This window comes from Nitrospira defluvii, from assembly GCF_905220995.1.
In the GTDB taxonomy this organism is placed as follows: Bacteria; Nitrospirota; Nitrospiria; order Nitrospirales; family Nitrospiraceae; genus Nitrospira_A; species Nitrospira_A defluvii_C.
The window spans coordinates 1-21,647 of record NZ_CAJNBJ010000010.1; the positions used below are offsets into that span (position 1 = coordinate 1).

Genomic DNA, 21,647 nt, shown 5'->3' on the forward strand with positions numbered 1-21,647 from the left:
CGATGCGCATCAACGACTGCATGCGGATTTTACCCACGCAGGCCGCCATACAACGCGTTTCCATCGGTTCGCCGCCCGTCAGCGGGTCTTTCCCCTCGATGCGCGGATAACACGCGATACACTTCTCCGACACCCGGGTCGTGCCCCGGTACATCGGCTTCTTGAACGGGCACTGCTCCACGCACTTCTTGTACCCGCGGCACCGGTTCTGGTCGATCAACACAATGCCGTCTTCCGGCCGCTTGTAGATCGCCTTGCGCGGGCAGGCGGCCAAACAGCCGGGATACGTGCAGTGGTTGCAGATCCGTTGCAGATAGAAGAAATACGTCTCGTGTTCCGGCAAGCTCGAGCCGGAGAGCCGCCACGGTTCATCGCGCGTAAAGCCGGACTTGTCGATGTTCTCGACCAAGGCCCGCATGGACGTCGCGGTGTCTTCGTAGATGTTCACGAACCGCCATTCCTGGTCCGTCGGAATGTACCCGATCGCCGCCTGGCCCACCTTGGCGCCCGCGTCGAAAATGGTCATCCCTTCGAACACCCCGTACGGCGCATGGTGCTTGCGGCCGACCCGCACGTTCCACACCTGCCCGCCCGGGTTCACCTGCTCGATGAGCTGGGTGATCTTCACGTCGTAGAACTGCGGATACCCGCCGTACGGCTTGGTTTCCACGTTGTTCCACCACATGTACTCCTGCCCCTTCGAGAAGAGCCAGGTCGACTTGTCGGCCATCGAACAGGTCTGACAAGCCAAACAGCGATTGATGTTGAACACAAAGGCAAACTGCCACTTCGGATGCCGCTCCTCGTAGGGATACAGCATCTTCCGTCCCAGTTGCCAGTTATAGACTTCTGGCATGGACTTGCTCCTTTCAGTCGCGTCGTTCGTATCTCGCGAAGAGGCATGAGCGAGTGTTTCTTCGCGCTTCACGAGATATGCTTCACGATTCACATTTCGCGTTTCACGTGTTACGCCGCTAGACTTTGATCTTGATATGTTCCCCCTTCAGCCACTTGGTCATGAACTCGTTTTCCTGACCCGGTGTGAAGCCGGTCCGGACTGGTTCCCACGGGCCACGAGCCCCGATGCCGCCGTCTTCCGCCTTGGTGATGCGGATCAAGCATTCCTTCGGCACCGTGTTGACCGCGTGGTGATCGATTTCGAACCCCCATTTGAACTTCAACGCATTCGCCTGTTTACCCGGCAAGGAATCGGTTTGATGCATCGGCATCAGCCAGCTCCTGGTGAACGATTGTTGCGCACCGTACCGGAAGTTGGCCTGATAGCCGGTGTCCACCGCGATGGCGCGTCCGTCCGGCCGCGTCTCGTGCCCCTTCACGGACTTGGCCGTTGAGACGTAGGGAGCGTGCTTCGCCATCGTGACGTGGTACGGATAGGCCGGGTTGTACTTGGCACGAATCATCAGACGGGCGACCTTGTAGAACGGGTCCGAGGGCTTCCAGCCGCGATAGGGCCGGTCCACCGGGTTGCCGTCCACATAACAATAGTCGCCGTCGTTGATGCCGCGGTCTTTCGCCGCCTGCGGATTGATATGGATCTGGTGTTCGCCGACACCCGGTGTCCGTTTGTCCATGCGGTACGGATCGCCGAAGTTCGACTCGTAAATCTGCACCCAGTCGTTCACCGACCATTGGCTATGCACCCGGTGCCGGGTCTTGGGCGTGACGCAGTAGAACTGGTAGCCCTTTTCCCACAACGGGTTCGCATGCTGCTTGATCTCCGACCAGGGCAGCTTGATATTCCGCACCGTCTTATCATCATGGTGTTGCGCGGTGATCGGAATCCCGTAGTCATCCGGCCTCACATAGGGATTGGTCGTCATGATGGCATTCGGCAGATACGGCGTACATTCCGGGCCTTCCCGGTGGGAGATGAAGTTTTCGCCGTATTCGATGGCCTCAGGCTCCACTCGATACGACTCCAGACGTCCGGATCGTGTCCAATGGGGCTTCGACTCGTTGGTCTCTTCCCAGAGCGGGTGCCGCGGATAGGTGCGGCACATGACCATCCAGCCCTTTTCCGACTTCAGCATCACATCGGCGCTGTAGCCGAAGAACGTGCTGGAGGCGTCAAGAATCCGCTGCACATAGACGTCTACACGATTCTGATAGACGAACTTGTACGTATCCGCCATCCGCTGCTCACCCGTGATCTCCTTCAACTTCGCGGCCACACCAGAAAAACTATCGAGATCGTTTCTGGTGTCATACAAGGGTCGAATGCCGCCCTTCCAGATCTGCACCCACGGATTGGAGACCGTGGCGGTCATTTCCGGATAGGTGAACTCCATCCACGAGTTGACGGCAAATGCCACGTCGGCATGGTTGACGTCCGACGTCATTTCGATGTCTTGCGTGACCAGCATCTCGATGTTCGGGTCGACGTTCTTCACCATGTCATAGTGGTGCTTGGCATTGTTGAGGATGTTGACGTTCACCACCCAGCGAATCTTGCTGGGACTGGGCATATGCGTCTTGCCGGTGAACACCTTCCGCCCGTACTTCGGCGTATTGACGATCAAGGCATTGTCGCCGTGATTCCAATAGCCAGGCTCTTCGCCATAATAATATTTGCGATACTTGATCTCCTTCCCGTGCACGTCATCCTTGAGGTTCAAGTTCCATGGATCCTCTCCCAGGTAGACGCTTGCCCCGGCGCCGGACCAGGGTGCCGCTTGCCAAATACCGACCTTGTAGTTGCCGGACCAGGTGTGACACCCGGTGCCGAACTTTCCGATATTGCCCGTGAGCATCATGACCAGCGCGGCGGCTCGGCCCATCGACGTCATGTGGAAATAGTGACAGACCCCTTCCCCGTTGTGGATGGCAGCGGGCTTCACCGTTCCGCAATCCCGCGCCCACCGGACGATGAGATCCTTCGGGGCCCGGTTGATCTGGTGCACGGTATCCAGGTCATAGTCCTGGAGGTGCACCTGATACATCTGATAGATCGGCATGACGTCGATTTCACGCCCGTTCAACAACTTCACCCGATAGGTGCCGGTCAAGGCCGGGTCGATCCCGCTCTGGGCCAGATGCATGCCGACCTGCTCGCGATGCAACGGGACGGCCTGCCCCTTGGCGAGATCCCAGACCATCATGCCGCCCAGTCGTCGGACTTGATCTTGGGTTAATCCCTGCACCCGCCCCGAATACGACTTCGTGAAGTCCGGCAACTGGTAATCCTTCATCACTTCGTACGGATCCAAGTATTGCAGCGTGTCCGTCCGAACCAGCAACGGCATGTCGGTAAAACCCTTGATGAAGTCGATGTCCTGGTAGTTCTCATCAAGAATGATTTTCGACGCGCCGAGAAACAGCGTCCCATCCGTTTCGGGACGAACCGGAATCCAATAGTCCGCACGGCTGGCCGTCGGATTGTATTCCGGAGTGATCACGACCAGGCGCGCGCCCCGTTCGATACTCTCCAATTTCCAATGCGCTTCCGGCATTTTGTTTTCGACGAAGTTTTTACCCCAACTGGTATTCAGCTTCGTAAAGCGCATATCCGACAAGTCGACATCGCAGTTCTGCGTGCCGTTCCACCAGGGCTGCGACGGGTCTTGGTCGCCATGCCACGTATAATTGTTCCAATACCGCCCGCCTTGCGCCTGATCCGGATTCACCTTGCGGATCCAACTGTCCAGCAACGGCAGGACACAATTGTTGAAGCGGGTATTGGCATGTTTTCCCATCATCCCGAGAATCGGCATGCCGGCGCGATGTTTGAAAGTCCGTACGCCCGCCCCCTTCATCATTTCGATCATTTCCGGAGCATACCCCTGCTCGCGGAGACGACGGGCACCGGCCTCGCCGCTGTACCGTGTACCGATGACCACCAACCCTTTTGCCACATACGTAAACGCCGTATCCCACGAGACGCGGACCATATCGTCAAGGAAGCGGCTGTCAAACTTGTACTTCCGCTTGGCATCCGATGTCAGCTCAGGAGAGCCGTCGTCCATCCACTGCTTCCAGCCCTTCCGCATCAACGGTCCTTTCAAGCGATAGGGACCGTACACGCGGCGATGGAAGGTGAATCCCTTCAAACACATGCGCGGGTTATGCGCGAACGTGCCGCGGTTGCCATAGAGGTCCTCGTATGTCTGATGATCATAATTTTGCTCGACCCGCATGACGACGCCGTTCCGGACGAAGGCCCGGATGCGGCAGGCATGGGTGTCGTTCGGCGAGCAGCACCAGGTGAAGGATGAGTCGTACCGATATTGGTCGTGATACACACGTTCCCAGGACCGGTCGGGGTACTCGCCCAAGGGATTGTCGACTTCCACGACCGGCTGTAAGGCGGTCAGCGCCAAGGCTTTGTCGGCCACGGCTGCCACCGCGATGGTCCCCGCGGAGACCTTCAAAAACTGCCTGCGAGATACCTGCATCATGAATACCTCCTCAAATGAAGACAGGACACAGAACCGGCGCGACGCGTCCTGCTGTCGCGCATACCCGCACCGTCGATCGGGACGAGACGTTGTCCCCCCTTTCTGGGATCGTGAGTGTTCCGACACAGGTGAGACCCACACATGAGCAGCGAGACGCGGCGCGATCCCTCTCGCAACGCAGGGCGCTCCTGGTGAATGGCAATGAGGGAAGAAAAATTCACGACCACCCCCTGTGCACCCTGCATGCCACGGTGCGCGCAGCGTACAATCAGGCTATCTCATTGAAATCAGTGGCCGTCCAAATTCTTGAACCCGATGAGATCCGGCCACACCCAGACGCCCACGAAGAGAAGCGGTGGAAGGCCACGGCCCCACCACGATTAATCGTGGGACGGAACAGTCAACGGAGGCTGCAGGAGGACACGTGGAAGACGAGAGGTTACGTGCGGGAAGGACGACGAATGCCGAGTTTGTTGAGTCGACTGCGGAGCGTGCTCGGGGCAAGCCCGAGTTGTTCTGCGGCTCCTCCGGAACCTTCGATACGCCAATCCAACAGGGTGAGCGCCCGGAGAATATGGTGACGTTCTTCATCCTGCAGGGTTCGCCGGGCACTCGACTCTGGGGAGGCGGGCGAACTCATCATGAGCGAATCGAGCGATAGCAGTCGCTCCTGACAGAGGATCAGCCCTCGCTCCACGATGTTTTCCAGTTCCCGCACATTCCCCGGCCAGGCATACCGGACCAGGCGCTCCATGGCGGAGGCGTCGAAATCCTCGCAGGAGCGTTTCAGTCGCTGCGCATGCACCCGCAGGAAATGCCGGGCGAGGATAGGAATATCTTCCGGGCGCTCCCGCAACGGAGGCATATGGATGGGAAACACATTCAACCGGTAGTACAAATCGCTGCGAAATCGGCCATCCCGAATCGCCGCCGGCAAATCGGCATTGGTGGCCGCGATCACCCGCACATCGACCGGAACAGGCTTCGTCCCGCCGACGCGATCGACCAACCCGTCTTGCAACACCCGCAACAACTTCGCCTGCGCCTCCAACGGCAATTCACCGATCTCATCAAGAAACAATGTGCCGCCATCGGCCAGCTCGAACCGCCCGATGCGCCGCTGATCGGCCCCGGTGAAAGCGCCGCGTTCATGACCGAACAGCTCGCTCTCAATCAATCCCGACGGCAGCGCCGCGCAGTTCAGGCGGACAAATGCCCGCTCGCGCCGGAGGCTTTTCTCGTGGATGGCCCGGGCGAGCACCTCCTTCCCGGTCCCGGTTTCGCCGGTAATCATCACCGTCGCCGTCGTCGGGGCCGCCTGCCGCGCGAGCCTCAGGACGTCCTCGAATGCCCGGCTTCTCCCCACGACGATGCCAAAATCCTGGGTCGCCTTGAGCTCATCCGTCAGATACAGGTTTTCGCGGGCGAGTTGCTCCCGAAGACAATTAATCTCTTCGTAGGCGTTCACATGGGCGATCGCAAAACCGATTTGGGTCGCCACCTGCTTGAGAAAGTCCACATCATCGGGATCCGGCGGGCCCGCTTCGACACTCCCGATGTTGAGGGTCCCGAGACACGCATCCTGCACCATCATGGGAATATTGATCATCCGGCCGAGGCCTTCCTGCAAATAACTCTCGTCCTCGATGAACAGGCGTTCTTCCTGGAGATGCGGCCGCACATGCACGCGCTGATGGTCATACACCCACCCGACCGCACTATGCGCATGAGGAATCATGGCGTCGCTGCGCAGCACCACTTTCGGCAAATTGGTTTCCACGGCATAGAATCGAAAGGCGTCCGACTCCAGGTCGTAGACCGTCACGCCGGCACGTTCCCACCGAATCACGTTTGCCAGTTGCTCCGTGATGGCCCGAAACAGGCTTTGCCGGCTGCGTTGGGAATTCAACACATTGGTGACGGAGAGGAGTGTGCGGTACGTGATTGCGAGGTTCTGCACGACGTGTGGCCTCCTTCCAGATCCTCCGCTGTAGCCGGACGGCGTGATAATGGTGCGCCCTGGGGTGACACATCGTCAGGAGAGGCGAAGCACAGGACGGATCAGCGGGCAGGCCTCATATGTCGGTGTGGCTGGTGCGCTGCCGGCATTATAGGCTGGGACGATTACGTATTCACATCGGTTCGTCAAATCTTCATCAAACTTTAATGTCGCCTCGCGAGATCGGCGGGCAACGCCGCGAGCCCCGTGCCAGCGGTCATGCCCCATGAACAACTAGTGACGCCCCGTGCCGAACACATGCCTCCCCTCATCCATTTCCGACCCGGATCTCATCCGCGAGGCCCCACGCCCCGCTTCAGGCCCCAATGAGCTCGAGCCCGGGCCGACCGAGGGCGTGAGCGGAAACGTGGAGACTCCCATGTCCGGGCTTCGTCTCGGGACAAAAGGGTTCGGCAGGTGTTCCTCGCGGCGGCGAAGAGGCTCGCGCTCCAGCGAGCTCCGCTCCCGCAACGACAGGGCACTCGCGCCTTGTGTCGGGATGAGCCTCTTTAGTTCCAGTTCCTCAAAAGACGCATCCCCAGCCGCGTCCGTATCCGCCACCACCAGATTGCTGGCCATCACTTCCTTCGCCATGGATTCCGCAGTCGGAAGCTCGTCCGCATAGACATCGGTTTCGTATTCCGCAGTGGAGGGCGTGGCCAGCGACGTCCAGACAGACTGCCCGGACTCGGTCACATTGATGCTCGTCACGGTCGACAGGCCCGGTCTGATCGGATGCTCACGGATTTCCTCCGCCGGCAGTGCGATACGCACCGGCACCCGCTCGACGATATGAATGAAGTTTCCGGTCGAGTTGTCCGGGGGCAGCAGAGCAAAGGCACTCCCGCTTCCGGGCACCAACCCCTCGACGGTGCCGTGGAACGTGTGCTTCGATCCGTACAGACTCACACTGACCAACGCCGACTGCCCCGGCCGCACATGCTGCAGCTCGGTTTCGCGCAGATTGGCTTCTACCCACAGGTGATCCAGCGGCACGATGGTCATCAGCGGCGCCCCGGGCTGCACACGATCGCCGACTTGCGCTTTTCGCTTGGCGACGTAGCCCGAAATCGGCGCCCTGATCTGCTGGCGCGTATACTCCAAGTAGGCCTCGATGAGCTGGTGCTTGGCCAGATCGACGGCAGGATGCGCCATCACGGTCGTGCCCCCGACCTGCGCATCCAGCGTGTTGAGTTCGGCCTGCGTCTCCCGGACCTCCGCCTCCAGGGCCAGAATCTTGTCGGCTGTATTCTGGACGATCTGCTTGGAGATGGCGCCGCTCGGCGAGGCCGCCTGATAGCGATCCATATCATGCTGCGCCAGAGTCAACCGCGCCCGACGCGAGGCTAACTTCTCCGCCACTTGTTTTCTGGTCATGAACAGAGCGGCAATGCGCCGAACTTCCTCGCCCAACCGTCCGCGCGCACGCCCCAGCGCTGCATAAGCGTTGTGTTCGTCCAAGCGGATCATCAGATCACCCCGGTTGACAAATTGCGTTTCCTCCGCCAGCACCTGGGTGACGATGCCGGACGCTTGCGCCGCCACCGGCACCAGATTGCCCGTGACGTAGGCATTGTCGGTCCGGACCCAAAAGCGGTCATAACTCCACCAATAGGCGAGATAGGCGATGGCGCAGATCAAGGCCAGGAAGGCGACGGCCAGCAATCGACGATTCCGCTGCGCGCGGATCGCCTTCGGGTGAATGCGGGCGGCTCCCGGACCCGGCACGGGTGCGGAGGGTTGTGAGGACGGTGTCGTCTCTGATGTGGTCATAGGATCAGCTCGGTTTCTGTGTCGGTCGTTTTTCAATATCCGGGTTGTTATACCCGCCGCCCAACGATTCGATGAGATCGACCGCGGCCACTAGTTGGTCGCTCTCCAGCGCTCTCAAGGCATATTCCTGCTCCAGCACCGGATGCCGATGCAGCAACACTTCCCGGTCGTCGTCGAGACCGTTGACCAACCGCACCTTCGCCAGCCGCCAGTCCTCCCCGAGCGACGCCAACAGGCGCTTGTGAGAGGCCATCATCTCGCCGGTCGTCTGCCAGGCACTGAGGCTGTCCGCGACCTCTCGCATCGCGTCCAGCAAGGTGTCGTTGTACAGTTCCACAGCAGCGTCGTATTCCGCACGTTGTGCACCCAATTCCCCGCGGAGCCGGCCACCTTCGAACCAGGGCATGCGCAACCCCGGGGCCAGTCCGTAGGCGAAACTCTGGCCGCTGAACAGAAAATTGGCCAGTTTGTCCGTCCCCTTCGCCAGCGTCAGCGCGTTGAACCCCACAAACCCGGTCAGATCGATCGTCGGGTAAAACTGCGTCTTGGCGACCTTCACGAGTCTCGACGCGGCGTGCGCCCGATAGAGGGCTGCAGCCAGATCCGGCCGATGCACCAGCAACCCCATGGACAGATGATCCGGCGCCGGAATCTGGCGTGGGACCGTGACCTGAGGTTTCGCAAAGAGATGCGCCGCCTCATCCGGCCCTTTGCCAGCCAGTCGCGCAAGGAGGTGGCGTTGTACGTCAAGTTGATCGCGAATGGCCGCCTGGCGTTTGAAGGCGGCTTCATAGTCCGCCACGGCGATTTTGACTGGCTGGTCGTTGTCCAGCCCCAGTTGGAAACGGGTCTCCGCCAGCTTTTTCAGATCCCGACGGATCCCGACCATCGCCTTCACCACATTGAGCTGCTGTTGAAGCGCCTGCCCTCGAAAATAGGCGCGGGCAATACCGGTGGTCAGCCGAAGGCGAACCTCCGCCCGTTCCGCCTCTTCCGCGGCTGCATGGCCGAGTGCCGCCTCAAGCATCGCCCGGTTCTTGCCCCAGAAGTCGAACTCATACCGGAAGCTCAGCGGATTGATGATGCCGTACATGATCTTGATGCCCGCCACTTCCTGATTGAGTGCGGCGAACACCCCATGCTGGGAAATGCGTTCGTACGTGAGGGAGGCGTCCGCTTCCAGAAACGGCAGGAGCCTGGCCCCTTCTACCTTGACGAGCGATTGCGCTTGGCGCAGACGAGCCGAGGCTTGTTTGAGTCCGGGATTGTCCTTGAGGGCCCCGGTGATCAACTCGTTCAACTCCGGGCTACCGAACTGTTCCCACCAGCGATCCTCCGGCCATTGCTGCAGACGGCTCGTCACTTCGGACAATGTCTCGTGGATTTCGGGCGGCTCAAGATATTCGGCCGGCGCGTCGCCTTGCGGAATCCAGGCGCAGCTGCCGAAGAACAGCCCACAGCCGAGTCCAAGCGCAAGTCGCAGATGATCCGCCGCCGTGCGACAGGCTGTCATGGTACCTCCTCGAGCAATTCTTCCGCACGCATACGCCGGAGTTCCTCGGCCGGCGACATCGGCACCGGCAGATGCGTCGGATGGGCGAACCACACCAACACTCCAAGCCCAATGAACAGAAAACTGGCGACGAGGAACGCATCATTCATACTGAGAATCGCCGCCTCCTGCTTGATGAGCAGCCCCAACTTCGCCTGTACCTCGCCGGGCGTGAGCCCCGATGAACTCAACTTGGCGGTCAGTTGCCCAAGCGGATCGAAGGAGACCGACTGCCGCCCGCCGAAATGGTCGGCCAGGTGCAGCTGATGAAAATGCGCCCGCCGAAAAAACACGATGCCCTGAAACGTGATACCAAACGCACCGGCGGCGACACGTAACAGATTGGCTACCTCCGCCGCACGCGTCATCAGCGGGCCGGACAGGCCATGCAGGGTCAGCACCGTGACCGGGGTGAAGAAGGACCCCAAAAAGATCCCCTCGACCACCATGGGCCAGAACAGTTCCTCGTATGAATGCGGATCGTCGAACAGGCCGATCCAATAGAAGGTCCAGGCGAAACCGAGACAGTTCAAGCAGACCAACCAGCGCGCATCGAGGTACTTGCACAGGTAGTGCATCACGGCGATCGTGGGCGCCCCCAATAACACCAACGGGAGCAGCGCCAGGCCCGCCAGCTTCGAGGAATAGCCCAACAGCAATTGGATCTGGACGATCAGGAGCGACAGGAGCCCCTGGATCGAGAAAAACCCGAGCGTCAACCCGATGAGTCCGATGACGAAATTCCGGTGCTTGAAGAGATGAAGGTCCAGCGTCGGATGGCGTTCCCCGAGCTCCCAGATGATGAAGACCGGAAATGCAATGACCAGCACAAGAGCGACGGCCTGGAGGAACGGCGAGTCCAACCAGTCGAAGTCATTGCCCATGTTGAGCAGCGTCTGCAACCCGAGCAGCAACACCGCTAGCAGGAGGAATCCCACCAGATCGAAACGCGCATATCTGCGCCGAAATCCCCGGCCATACAAGAGCGCGCTCAGTGTCCCGACGATAATCAGCGTCAGCACGAAATCCAGATAGAACAGGGACCGCCAGCCCAGCATATAGGCGATGTAGCCGCCGACCGGCATGCCGATGGTGAAGGGCGTAATGCTGAACAGGCCCCAAACCGTCAGCGCGAGCGCCTTGAGGCGTTTGGGATATTCATTGAGCAACATCGATTGTGCCAGCGGGATCGTGATGCCGCCGGCGATCCCCTGTACGATGCGGGCAGGGACGAATTGCGCGAGTGTCCGACTGTCGCCACACAGGTACGACGCCAGGCTGTACACCATGAAAGCGGCGATCATCAGGCGATACTCACCGAGCCGCCCCGAAAGATACCGTGCCAGGGGGAATCCCAGGGCAAGACCGACCATGAAGTCGGTTTGGGCCCAGGTGAGAAAGCTTGGCAACACCCCGCCGAGATCCCCGGACACATGCGGCAGGAGCGCGATATAGGAGCCGGCGTTGAAGAGCACGACGATGTGCGCCAAGCCGAGCACGGCATTGAAGAGCACGAAGCGCCATCCATGTAATCGCCTGAGATACACCGCTGCCATAAATGAGTGTCCTGCCGTTCTTGCCTAATACGAGGGTGAATAGCCCGGCTGGTCACGCCGCTGGTTCGCTGGCTGGACCGGAACCGCCGTCGGGACCGGTTGCGCCGTAGCCGGTGCGGTACCACGATGGGCCGTATAAATCGCTAATCCGGTAAACAGCATGCCGCCGACCAAATTCCCCAGCGTCACTGGAATCTGATTCCACAACCACCAGGTGGAGATGCTGATATTGCCTCCCAGCATCATGCCGACCGGAATCAGAAACATGTTCACGACTGCATGCTCGAATCCTTGTGAAAAGAACAACAGCGTCGGCCCCCAGATGGCGAGAATTTTCCCGGAAAAGGACGTCGACATGTAGGCAGCGACAACGGCGAGACTGACCATCCAGTTACAAAGCATCCCTTTGGTAAAGGCCGCGAGAAGGCCGGAGGAGCCGTGCGACACATAATAGTTGGTCTTCGCTTCGGCAACCGCAATGAGCTTGGTACCAATCGCATTGATATGGGCATCTCCGGCGGTGGTCAGGGCAATCGCGAACAACCCCGCGTACAAGACGCTGCCCAGGAGATTGCCCAGGAAGACCCAACCCATGTTTGCCAGCACATGAGGAAGGCCGGCGTTCTTCTGACCGTCGGCCACCGCCACGGGAAGAAGCGCGAAGCTGCCGGTAATGATCTCCGCTCCCAGCAAAATCGCCAACGCCAGGCCGAATGGGAAGAGCAGACTGCCGATGATCCAGTAACCCGTCTCGACAGCCACCGTCACGGCCATGCTGGTGCCGATCCCCAGATAGGCACCAGCCAACATCCCACGTAGCACCAATTGGCGAGGCGGCAAGCTCAGCTTCAATGCGCCCCCAGCCAACATGCTTTCCACCACGCCATATGGCTTCACGTAGTCCATCGTCGCCTCCTTGTTCGGCTCATCGATACTCGAATCACCTGCTCGTCCCTGTCCGTCAAGACCTCTGTCCCAGCTAGAGCAAGGCGCATGCCTCCTCGCGCTCCCCCACGAGGTGATGCGCCGATGCACAAGCAGGACAGACCGTCCGCTTCTCTGGCATGGCGTGTTTCGCCCCCGCGAGGCTGCATATGAACCTGCTCGTAGTCGGGCGAGATCGCACAGGCGCTCAGTGCGAAATCGCTCATTCCTGGTTTTGCTCCCTGCATCACAGGAAGCTCAATGGCCTTGGCAAGAGAAGAGGGCGTGAAGCGGCATGGGTGAACAACGCGCACAGGGGACCGAGAGCAGGCCTTTGCGAGGCGGCGATATTGCACAGACATGGCGGCACGGACTACGATACCCTCGGAGATTGAGATCCGCCTTGAGTGACCTGTTAAGCAACCTCCCCATTGCCCGCAAGCTCTTCCTTGCGTCGGTCATCCCTGCGCTGACGGTGCTGCTCCTCAGTATCTTGACCTATCGCAGCGTGACGACCTTCTCCGACGATGAAGGCCAGCTGAACGACATCTACTACTCGCAACGTCTGGCATCGGAATACCTTCGGCTCGTGGTCGACCTTGAAACAGGATTCCGCGGTTTTGTGCTCACCAGCCAAGAACATTATCTGTTTCCCTATCGCACGGCCCAGGACCATGTACTGAACATCGGCCGCACACTGGAGGCGCAGGTTTCCCAGCAAGATGATCAACGCGCGCTCATCACCTCCGTGCAGCAACTCGTCAAACAGTTCATCCATGAAAAGGAGGCGCTGATCGACGCCGTGAAGGCCGAGCATACCGAGGAGGCGCGAGAGTATATCGAGGAAGGGAAAGGGCGCACGCTGATGTTGAAAATCCGGCAAGACATGGGCCGGTTCGAACACCTGACGCAAACGGCCTTGAATACCAAGCTGGCGAAAATCGCCCAAGATCGAGACGCCATGCTGATGACCATCCTCGGCGGCGGACTCTTCGCCCTGATCTGCATGGTGGCGGCCTTACACCTGATTGCCCACTCCATCACCACGCCGCTGGCGCGCTTGGCCTCCGCCGTCGTCACATCCGACAGCAACCCGATCCCGCAAGTTCCCGTCATGACCAGAACGGATGAAATCGGCCATTTGTCGCGTGTGATGCGTGCGATGAGCGCGGCCATCGAATCTCACATCGCCATGGTGCAACAATCGGAAGCGAACCTCCGCCAGCTCAACCAAGATCTGGCTGGATCCGAAGCCAAATACCGCAGCATCGTCGACCATGCCCCCTTCGGCATTTTCACTACACGCGGCATGACCCTCGTCTTCAGCAACCGCTACAACAGCCTGCTCGCGGGTCTCGATCCAGGCGAGGAGAAAGATCCTGAGGCGGTTCGCCGCGCCATCCACCCGGAAGACCGTGACCGGGTGATCGAGGAATTCGCCCAGGCAGTCGCGGAAGGGCAACCCTGCGAAATGGTATTCCGCTTTCTGCACGCCGACGGTACGGTCCGCAAGGTCTTGAGCCGGCGCATCCCGATTCGAGACCAGTCCGGAGAGGTCGTCATGTACCAGGGATTCAACGTGGACATCACGGCCCTCGATTTCATGCAAACGCGATTGCGTCGGGCCGAACGACTGGCCACCTTGGGACAGGTCGCCGCCGGCATCGCACATGAGATCAGAAACCCCCTCGTGGGAATCGGCTCGACCACCTCCCTCCTGCTCGACGACACCGCCGCCGATGACGCCCGACGCCCGGACCTCGAGGTCATCCTGCAAGAGACCAAACGCCTCGACCGGATCGTCAATCAGATCATCGACTACGCGCGTCCCCGTGAGGTTGTGGCATTCGCCTTCGACATGGCACAGTTGGTGCACGAGGTCACAAAGGTGTTAGATGAGCCCCTTGCGAGGAAACAGGCAACGATCACGCTCTCGGCCCCGTCTCCACCCTATATGATCCAAGCCGACCGTGATCAATTCAAACAGGTGCTGCTCAACGTGATGCAAAATGCCGTCGAGGCCACGCCGGCCGGAGGGTCGATTACCGTGACCATGACCCCGCTCGCTCGCGGCCTCGAACCAGGACTTGAAGTGGCGGTCACGGACGACGGACAGGGTATCAGCCCCTCCCACTTGCAACATGTGTTCGAGCCGTTCTTCACGAGCGGCAAGCCGCGCGGAACAGGATTGGGGTTGGCCATCTGCCGCAATATTCTCGATGCCCACGGCGGAGACATTGCCCTGGACAGCAAGCCGGGATGCGGCACCACGGTACGCATCTGGGCACCCTTACGACAACAACCGCAACGAATGCAGGAAGAAGAAACTCATGCAGGCCACGATCTACGTAACGGATGATGAACCGGCCATTCGCTCCGCCATCGTCAAACGTCTGTCTCGACGCAATCACACGGTGACCGGACTTGAGTCCGGGGAGGAATTAGTCCGGGCGGTGACGCAGCATCCGCCCGACCTGATCCTGCTGGACCTGAAGATGCCCGGCATGGGCGGCATCGAAGCACTCCGGCAAATCCGTCCGCTCGCGCCACAGACCCTCGTCATCATGCTGACGGCGTACGGAACGGTAGAAAACGCGGTCGAAGCGATGCGGTTGGGCGCCTATGATTTTCTGATCAAGTCCGTCGACCTGTCCGGCGTCGACCCCGTCGTCGATCGGGCCCTCGAATTTCTCGCCCTGCGTCACCGTGTTGAATTCGCGCTGGAAGATCAGAACAGCGCCTATGCGCTCTCGAACATTGAGGTGCGCAGCCCGGCCATGCAACTGCTCCTCGGTCAGGTGCGGGACGTGGCCCAGAATGCCAAGGCGACCGTCCTCCTCCAGGGCGAAACCGGGACCGGCAAAGAGTTTCTCGCACGAGTCATCCACTGTAACGGACCACGGGCAACCGGCCCGTTTGTCGCCGTCAATTGCACAGCTATTCCCAAAGAGTTGTTCGAGAGTGAGCTGTTCGGCTACGAGCGGGGAGCCTTCACCGGCGCCCACCAGCGCAAACGCGGGTTGCTTGAAAAGGCGGAGGGCGGCACCCTCTTTCTGGACGAGATCGGCGATTTGGATCCGGCCATGCAGGCGAAGCTCCTGCGCGTGCTCCAGGAGCGCACCTTCCGGCGACTGGGCGGCACCGAAGACCTGTCGGTTGATTTCCGTTTGATGACCGCCACGAATCGCGATCTCAAAAAAGACACCGTGCGCGGCACGTTCCGCGAGGATCTCTTTTTCCGGCTGAACGTGGTGACATTCGAACTCCCGCCGCTGCGCGTACGAACGGAGGACATCCTCCCCCTCTGCATGCAGGCGATGTTACGATTCGGCAAGGAATTCGGAAAAGACGTCCTCGACATTGAACCGGAGGCGCAGGAGCTGCTGCAACGATACAGCTACCCCGGGAACATCCGCGAGTTGCAGAATATCATCGAGCGCGCCATGATTCTGTGCCACGAGAAAACGCTGACCGCCGGCTGTCTCCCGCGAGAACTTCGCGATCAGGCCGCGCAAATCACCGTCGCCATGGCCCAAGGGGAACATCCCACATTGCGGATCGAAATGGTCTTGGGACAGCAGACGTTGGCGGACATCGAGTCGGCGCTGATCGAGGAGGTCGTGCGTCTCTCCGATCACAACAAGACATTGGCCGCCAAGTATTTGGGTCTGACCCGTTTCGCCCTGGATCGCCGACTCAAGAAACAACTGGAGCAGGACTAGCCCGCAATATTCATGCGCGCTTCTGCTACAATCGCGGATTCGCAGCTGCGACTAGCCCGTCGGCGGGCGGCCTCACCGCTCGGTCGGTCGACATCCCGTTCAAGGATGCCTTCCTCCCTCACGGCTCCGTGCGCCCGTCTCGCTTTGCGACTCCGCAATCTCGCGACGAACCGTCATGAATAATGCGGGCTAGCCTCCCAGACAACGCATGCACCACACCGGAGTTGAACCGATCCTCGAAGACACGCATACTAGCGGGATGGATGCACCCATGACGCAGAAGACTCACGATCGCAACATTCGGACGCTCGTCGTCGGCCTGAGCAGCCTGTTATTCGTCATCGATCTGTTCATGCCCCTTGGCATCGCCATCGGCGTGCTGTATGCGGGAGTCGTGCTGTTGGCTGCGGCCTCCTCGAATTCCCGACTACCCTTTTTCACCGCCATCTCTTCCACCCCCCTCATCATCGCAGGGGCGGTACTCGGTCCGCAGGACCACGACATTCCCCTTCGGGTCGGCGTGAGCAACCGGATCTTCAGTCTGGTCATACTCTGGATTGCCGCGATCCTGCTATGGCAGCGGCAACAGGCGGTCGCTGAATTGCGCCGGGCCAAGGACGAGTTGGAGGCGCGCGTCGACGCCCGCACAAAGGAGCTGGCCGACGTCAACCAGACCCTCTTGCAGGAAATTTCCGGGCATGTCGAAACGGAAGGCTTTCTCCGTACCAGCGAGCAGGCACTGGCGACCAGCCGACAGGAGCTCCGTGACCTGACCGCGCGGCTGCTGACGGTGCAGGAAGAAGAGCGCCGACGCATTTCCAGAGATCTCCACGACGACATCAATCAACGGCTCGCGATGCTGGTGGTCCAGGCCGAATCCCTGGAAGCCAGCCTTCCCCCCTCAGCCGGTGCCTGCAGCAAAGAGCTGCGCTCGATCCAGGACCGTTTGACGGAACTGTCCGATGACGTCCGCCACTTGGCCTATCAGTTTCACCCATCGATCCTGGACGATCTGGGGCTCCCCGTGGCCTTGCAACGCCTGGTTGATGATTGCGCCGCGCGCTCCACGATTGAGATTTTATTGGAAGTCGGCACCCTTCCCCACACAATTCCTCAAACCGTCTCCACATGCTTGTATCGCATCGCACAGGAATGCCTCGCCAATGTGATCAAGCATGCCCAGGCCTCACGAGCCACGGTGACCCTGGCCTCGACAGCGGAAGCTCTCACCCTGACCGTGCAGGATAACGGCATCGGGTTTGATACCCAGAGCGTGGTGGACAATCCACGCGGGCTCGGCCTGGTGAGCATGGCGGAGCGGGTACGCCTGGTTCACGGTACCGTGACCATCGATTCGATACCCAGGAAAGGCACGCGCCTGTCCATTCACGTTCCCCACGCGGAGGTTTCCGTATGAGCACGACACCGCCCCCTCGAGTATTGCTGGCCGATGACCATACTCTGGTCCTGGAAGGATTCCGACGCATCGTCGAACAACGATGCGAGGTCGTGGGCGCGGTGGAAGACGGCCGTGCCCTGCTGGAAGCCGCCGTGCGATTACGCCCCGACTTGATTCTCCTGGACATCTCCATGCCCCTCTTAAACGGTGTCGATGCGGGGCGCCAACTCAAGAAGCTGGTTCCCGACGCGAAATTGATCTTCGTCACCATGCACGCGGACCCCGCGTATGTGAGCGAAGCCTTCAAGGCCGGCGCCTCGGCGTACCTGCTCAAGCGCTCGGCGGCAAGAGAATTGGACCAAGCCATTGAGGCGGTATTAAAAGGGCAGTATTTCGTCACGTCGCTGCTAACGCGAGAGATCGTCACCGGTCTCTCCTCCGAAGAGGGCGGCCTCTTTTCACATCGGCAAGAACTGACACCGCGGCAGCGCGAGGTGCTGCAGCTCATCGCCGAAGGACGGACCATCAAAGAGATTGCGGCGCTCCTGAATATCTCACCCAAGACGGTGGAGTTTCACAAGGCCCAGATCATTTTTCATCTCAACCTGCGCACCACCGCCGAGCTGACCAAGTATGCACTCGCGCACGGACTCACGTCCGCCTGACCCGCGGACGGAGATCCGCAGGCCTCTTGCCGCAGAGTGTTTCAAATTAGCCCCTCGGACACATCCTCTCGCACACTTTTGCATCCGACCTAGGACATCACCTAGTTGCCAGTCGCCTCCGCGTTCTGTAGGGTGCTGACAACAGCATACGCGGTACCTGTGCAAGCGCTGCCACCCCGAGTCACAGAAGGAGTTCCTGCCCATGGAACCCACAGCCACTCAATGTCAGTTTTGTTGGCGCGTCTACGATCAGGGAGCGGGAGGTGAGGAGTCAGCCGGATGGTCGGATTTACCGACTTTCATTCGAACACATAATCTCGCGACGCACGATCTCAGTTTTGCCGATGGGTACTGTCCACAATGCACACAACTCTACGGTCGCCTCACACAAGGCCATCAGTACGATTCATGATGCACGGTCCAGTGGCAGGACGGCTCTTCATTCGAATGCGATCCACCGATCCGAACCGTGGAAGGCTCCGGCCGCCTGTCGTCCGCGTCTCTCTCCAGCACTACCGTCCATGCGACGTGCTCGGATCGCCGGGCAGAACGGCAGCCGCATCCGTCCCCTGGCTCCGATGTCGAGGCCGAAACGCACACGACTGGTCACGACGGATTCTCGAGCTCCTCGTCCGCTGGGCACATTCCTACAGCTAACACATCACCCACCGTGCACGCAGAAGTCCAGGTGAAACATTCGCCAGGTCAGCTCCATAGCCCACACAGTGCTGGACTCTTCCATTGGAGAGTCACCGGGAGTCCCCTCCTGCACCACACAGACTGTGTGTTCGCCGGAACTACTGACCTGGCGTCCACCCTGGGCTCGACAGCGCTCTCCTCTGCGTCTGATCGACTTCACCCGGCGAAGGTGATACGGTATTTTGATCGGACACCACGCGCAACATGGTGAGATCCCGCCGTCACAGGACGGCTGACGATCTGCGGAGGAAGGACGAACGAACCATGACACTCATGAACAGAAACGGATCGGCACTCAGCCTGCATCAGTGCATCCCCGCCGGTCCCACACCGAATCACATGCCACTCACGCACCCGACATGCGCCGCTGGGCACCGGACCGTAGGGGGTCGCCCCCCTCGCAGGCGCGAACCCCGACCGAAACACATCGCGACGGTGCTGCTCACGCTACTGAGCCTCGCCTGGTTGCCCCCAAGTACCGGCTGGTGCGCAAGTCCCTCGTCGAATGCCGCCAGTCAAGCCGGGCCCGAACCGGTCTATTCGCTTCAGAGCGTGCTGGATCTGGCTCTCGCGCGTAACCCCACCGTCGCCAGCGCCGAGGGGACCATCGAGCAAAATCGCGGACAACAGGTCGCCGCTTATACCTATCTCAACCCGTCGGTGAACGCCAACAGTGGCCGCGGCAGAATGAGAGACTTGGGTCTCTTCGATCCGGCGGTGCGGGAGTCCCTCACCGAATTCAACCTGACTGTCGGCCAACCGATCGAGTGGCCTTCGAAGCGCGCAGCCCGCCAACGGGCGACAGAAGCGGGCGTGGCCAGCGCGTCGGCCGGCCTGGCGGAAACCCAGTTAAATTTGATCGCCGACGTCAAGGTCGCCTTTTACGATCTCCTTCTGGCCCAGCGGGCGCTGGTGCTCGCACAGCAGAATCTCGCCACTGTCGAAGACGTCGATAAGGCAGTGCGGACCAGGGTACGCCTGGGAGAGAGTCCCCAGTTCGAGGCGATTCGTTCCGGAGTGGAAGTGCTGAAGGCCAATCAGTCGTTGACCAGAGCGGCCAATACCGTGCGCATCAATCGGGTGATGCTCGATACCCTGACCGCCGGTTCACTGGGCCCCACCTATGCGATCGATGGGCAACTCCACCGTGTGGGCCCTGGATTCGGTATCGACATTCTGACCGAACGCGCGCTCAGCCAGCATCCGACCATCGTGCGCCTGCGCAAGTCGGTCGAACAGGCCGATCATAGCCTCGAATTCGAACGTCAGGCCCGCGTGCCCAACATCACGATCGGCGGCAGCTACTGGCGGGAAATTGGTCGGGAAGCCTTCACCGGCGGGGTGTCGTTTCCCACTCCAGTGTGGGACCGTCGGCAGGGCGAAATTATTTCAGCCCTGGGGAGCAAACGCAAAGGTGAGGCGGAATTTCTCCGCGCGCGCAATGAACTCATCCGAAACATCAGCCAACATTTCCAGGATGCGAAAACCACCGCGGACTTGATCGAAGTCTATGAAAAGGGACTCTTGAAACAGGCCGATGAAGCACTACGAATTGCGAAGTTCAGCTTCCAGCAAGGGGCATCGAGCCTTATCGAAGTCCTCGATGCCCAACGGGTGCAGCGTCAGATTCTGTTGGACTATGCGCAGGCTCAGTTTGATCTTTCCATGTCACTCGCGCTCCTGGAACGTGCGGTGGGAGGCGCCATATGAGGACACCCCCTTCACGAGCAACCAGCCGATCGAGACCATTGTGGGAGACCGGTGAGCGAACCTGTGCCGCCGTGCTGCTGACCGGTACGCTCGCGTTGTTCGCCTTGTCCGGATGCGATGGCCCTCCTCCCAACGCAACGGGAGCGAACCCACCGCCCTCCGTCGACAAGAGCCTTGTCCGCTTGACCGCCGAGGAAATCAAATCGGCGGGCATTACCGTGCAACCCGTCATACGTTCGGAATTTCGCACCATCCGTGACTTCCCCGGCACCGTCGAACCGAATGAACATGCCTTGGCAGAAATCACCACGCTCGTTCGCGGGCGGGTCATCGACGTGTATGCCGACCTGGGCCGTGAAGTCAAAGGAGGAACCCTGTTGGCCTTGCTCTATAGCAGCGAACTGGGTATGGCTCAATCAGCGTATCTGAAGGCGACGGCCAAGCTGAACGTCGCCGAGCGTGCCTTCCGCCGGGCGGAATTGCTCTTGAAGGAAAAGGTCATCGGCGTGGCAGAGTTGCAGCGGCGTGAGGGAGAAATGCTGAGCCTTCGGGCCGAGCTGCGTGAGGCCCGCGATCGCCTCTTGATCCTGGGTCTCACGGATGAAGACCTGCGCAATTTAGATCGCAATCACACAATCCGTTCACACGTCCCGGTGGTGGCGCCCTTCGACGGCCGCATCATCGCTCGCAACCTGACCAAGGGCGAGGTGGTGGAAACCACGGAAAAATTGTTCGTGGTCGCCGACCTCTCGGATGTCTGGGTGACAGCGGTGATCCCCGAGAAAGATATCCCCTACATCCGGCCCGATCAGACAGGAACAGCTCAATCGGTGGAAGTCCATGTGGCAGCCTATCCCGGACAGGCTTTCCAAGGACGTATCACCTACGTTGGAGATGTGCTCGACCCCGCGACCCGGACAATGCGTCTCCGGCTGGAATTGCCGAATCCCGAGCGCAAGCTCAAACCTGCCATGTATGCCACCGTGCGCGTCTATTCCGAACCGGAGGCGAACGCGCTTCTCATTCCCGAGTCCGCCGTGCAACGCGACCGTGACCGGCAGTTCGTCTTTGTCGAACGCGAGCCCGCCATATTCGAGGCGCGCGATGTGAAATTAGGCAGTTCGAACGGCCGTGAGATCAAGGTGCTGGACGGACTGCTGGAAGGAGAAGCAATCGTGACGAACGGCGCGTTCGTGCTGAAATCCGAATTGCTCGGGGAACAGATGTAACCCG

The 21,647-nt window shown here is 60.1% G+C and carries 13 protein-coding genes; 6 read left to right on the forward strand and 7 right to left on the reverse strand.

Features of this window, described 5'->3' with window-relative positions; genetic code table 11:
* From KJA79_RS11285 to KJA79_RS11315, 7 genes are all read right to left on the reverse strand, one after another.
* Positions 1–856 (reverse strand): 4Fe-4S dicluster domain-containing protein (locus KJA79_RS11285; protein ID WP_213042152.1); only part of this gene is annotated, 856 nt, incomplete at its 3' end.
* Between the two features lie 118 nt (positions 857–974).
* Positions 975–4,415, reverse strand: coding sequence for a molybdopterin-dependent oxidoreductase (locus KJA79_RS11290; protein WP_213042153.1), 3,441 nt, complete (start codon positions 4,413–4,415; stop codon positions 975–977).
* Between the two features lie 439 nt (positions 4,416–4,854).
* Complete coding sequence (locus KJA79_RS11295) at positions 4,855–6,375, reverse strand: sigma-54-dependent Fis family transcriptional regulator (protein ID WP_213042154.1); 1,521 nt, start codon at positions 6,373–6,375, stop codon at positions 4,855–4,857.
* Positions 6,376–6,648: 273 nt separating this feature from the next.
* The gene (locus tag KJA79_RS11300) at positions 6,649–8,187 is read right to left on the reverse strand and encodes an HlyD family secretion protein (RefSeq protein WP_213042155.1); all 1,539 of its coding nucleotides are present in this window, start codon (positions 8,185–8,187) and stop codon (positions 6,649–6,651) included.
* 4 nt (positions 8,188–8,191) lie between these two features.
* Positions 8,192–9,700: an efflux transporter outer membrane subunit gene (locus tag KJA79_RS11305; protein ID WP_213042156.1), complete on the reverse strand. Its 1,509-nt coding sequence runs from the start codon at positions 9,698–9,700 to the stop codon at positions 8,192–8,194.
* Positions 9,697–11,295 carry a DHA2 family efflux MFS transporter permease subunit gene (locus KJA79_RS11310; protein WP_213042157.1) on the reverse strand — a complete coding sequence of 533 codons (1,599 nt, stop codon included), beginning with the start codon at positions 11,293–11,295 and terminating at the stop codon, positions 9,697–9,699. The genes KJA79_RS11305 and KJA79_RS11310 overlap by 4 nt, the downstream gene beginning before the upstream one ends.
* 24 nt (positions 11,296–11,319) lie before the next feature.
* On the reverse strand, positions 11,320–12,201 hold the full coding sequence (locus KJA79_RS11315; protein WP_213042158.1) for a formate/nitrite transporter family protein: 882 nt from the start codon (positions 12,199–12,201) through the stop codon (positions 11,320–11,322).
* Between the two features lie 421 nt (positions 12,202–12,622).
* Between KJA79_RS11315 and KJA79_RS11320 the strand changes: the two genes are divergently transcribed.
* The 6 genes from KJA79_RS11320 (at position 12,623) to KJA79_RS11345 (ending at position 21,643) form a co-directional block, all read left to right on the forward strand.
* Positions 12,623–14,578 carry an ATP-binding protein gene (locus KJA79_RS11320; RefSeq protein ID WP_213042159.1) on the forward strand — a complete coding sequence of 652 codons (1,956 nt, stop codon included), beginning with the start codon at positions 12,623–12,625 and terminating at the stop codon, positions 14,576–14,578.
* Positions 14,550–15,941, forward strand: a complete 1,392-nt coding sequence (locus KJA79_RS11325) for a sigma-54-dependent transcriptional regulator (protein WP_213042160.1) — start codon at positions 14,550–14,552, stop codon at positions 15,939–15,941. The genes KJA79_RS11320 and KJA79_RS11325 overlap by 29 nt, the downstream gene beginning before the upstream one ends.
* A gap of 271 nt (positions 15,942–16,212) precedes the next feature.
* The gene (locus KJA79_RS11330; RefSeq protein ID WP_213042161.1) at positions 16,213–17,358 is read left to right on the forward strand and encodes a sensor histidine kinase; all 1,146 of its coding nucleotides are present in this window, start codon (positions 16,213–16,215) and stop codon (positions 17,356–17,358) included.
* Positions 17,355–18,005: a response regulator gene (locus KJA79_RS11335; protein WP_213042162.1), complete on the forward strand. Its 651-nt coding sequence runs from the start codon at positions 17,355–17,357 to the stop codon at positions 18,003–18,005. Before KJA79_RS11330 ends, KJA79_RS11335 begins: the two co-directional genes overlap by 4 nt.
* Positions 18,006–19,139: 1,134 nt before the next feature.
* Positions 19,140–20,414, forward strand: coding sequence for a TolC family protein (locus tag KJA79_RS11340; RefSeq protein WP_213042163.1), 1,275 nt, complete (start codon positions 19,140–19,142; stop codon positions 20,412–20,414).
* Positions 20,411–21,643, forward strand: a complete 1,233-nt coding sequence (locus KJA79_RS11345; RefSeq protein WP_213042164.1) for an efflux RND transporter periplasmic adaptor subunit — start codon at positions 20,411–20,413, stop codon at positions 21,641–21,643. The genes KJA79_RS11340 and KJA79_RS11345 overlap by 4 nt, the downstream gene beginning before the upstream one ends.
* The last annotated feature ends 4 nt before the right edge of the window (positions 21,644–21,647 follow it).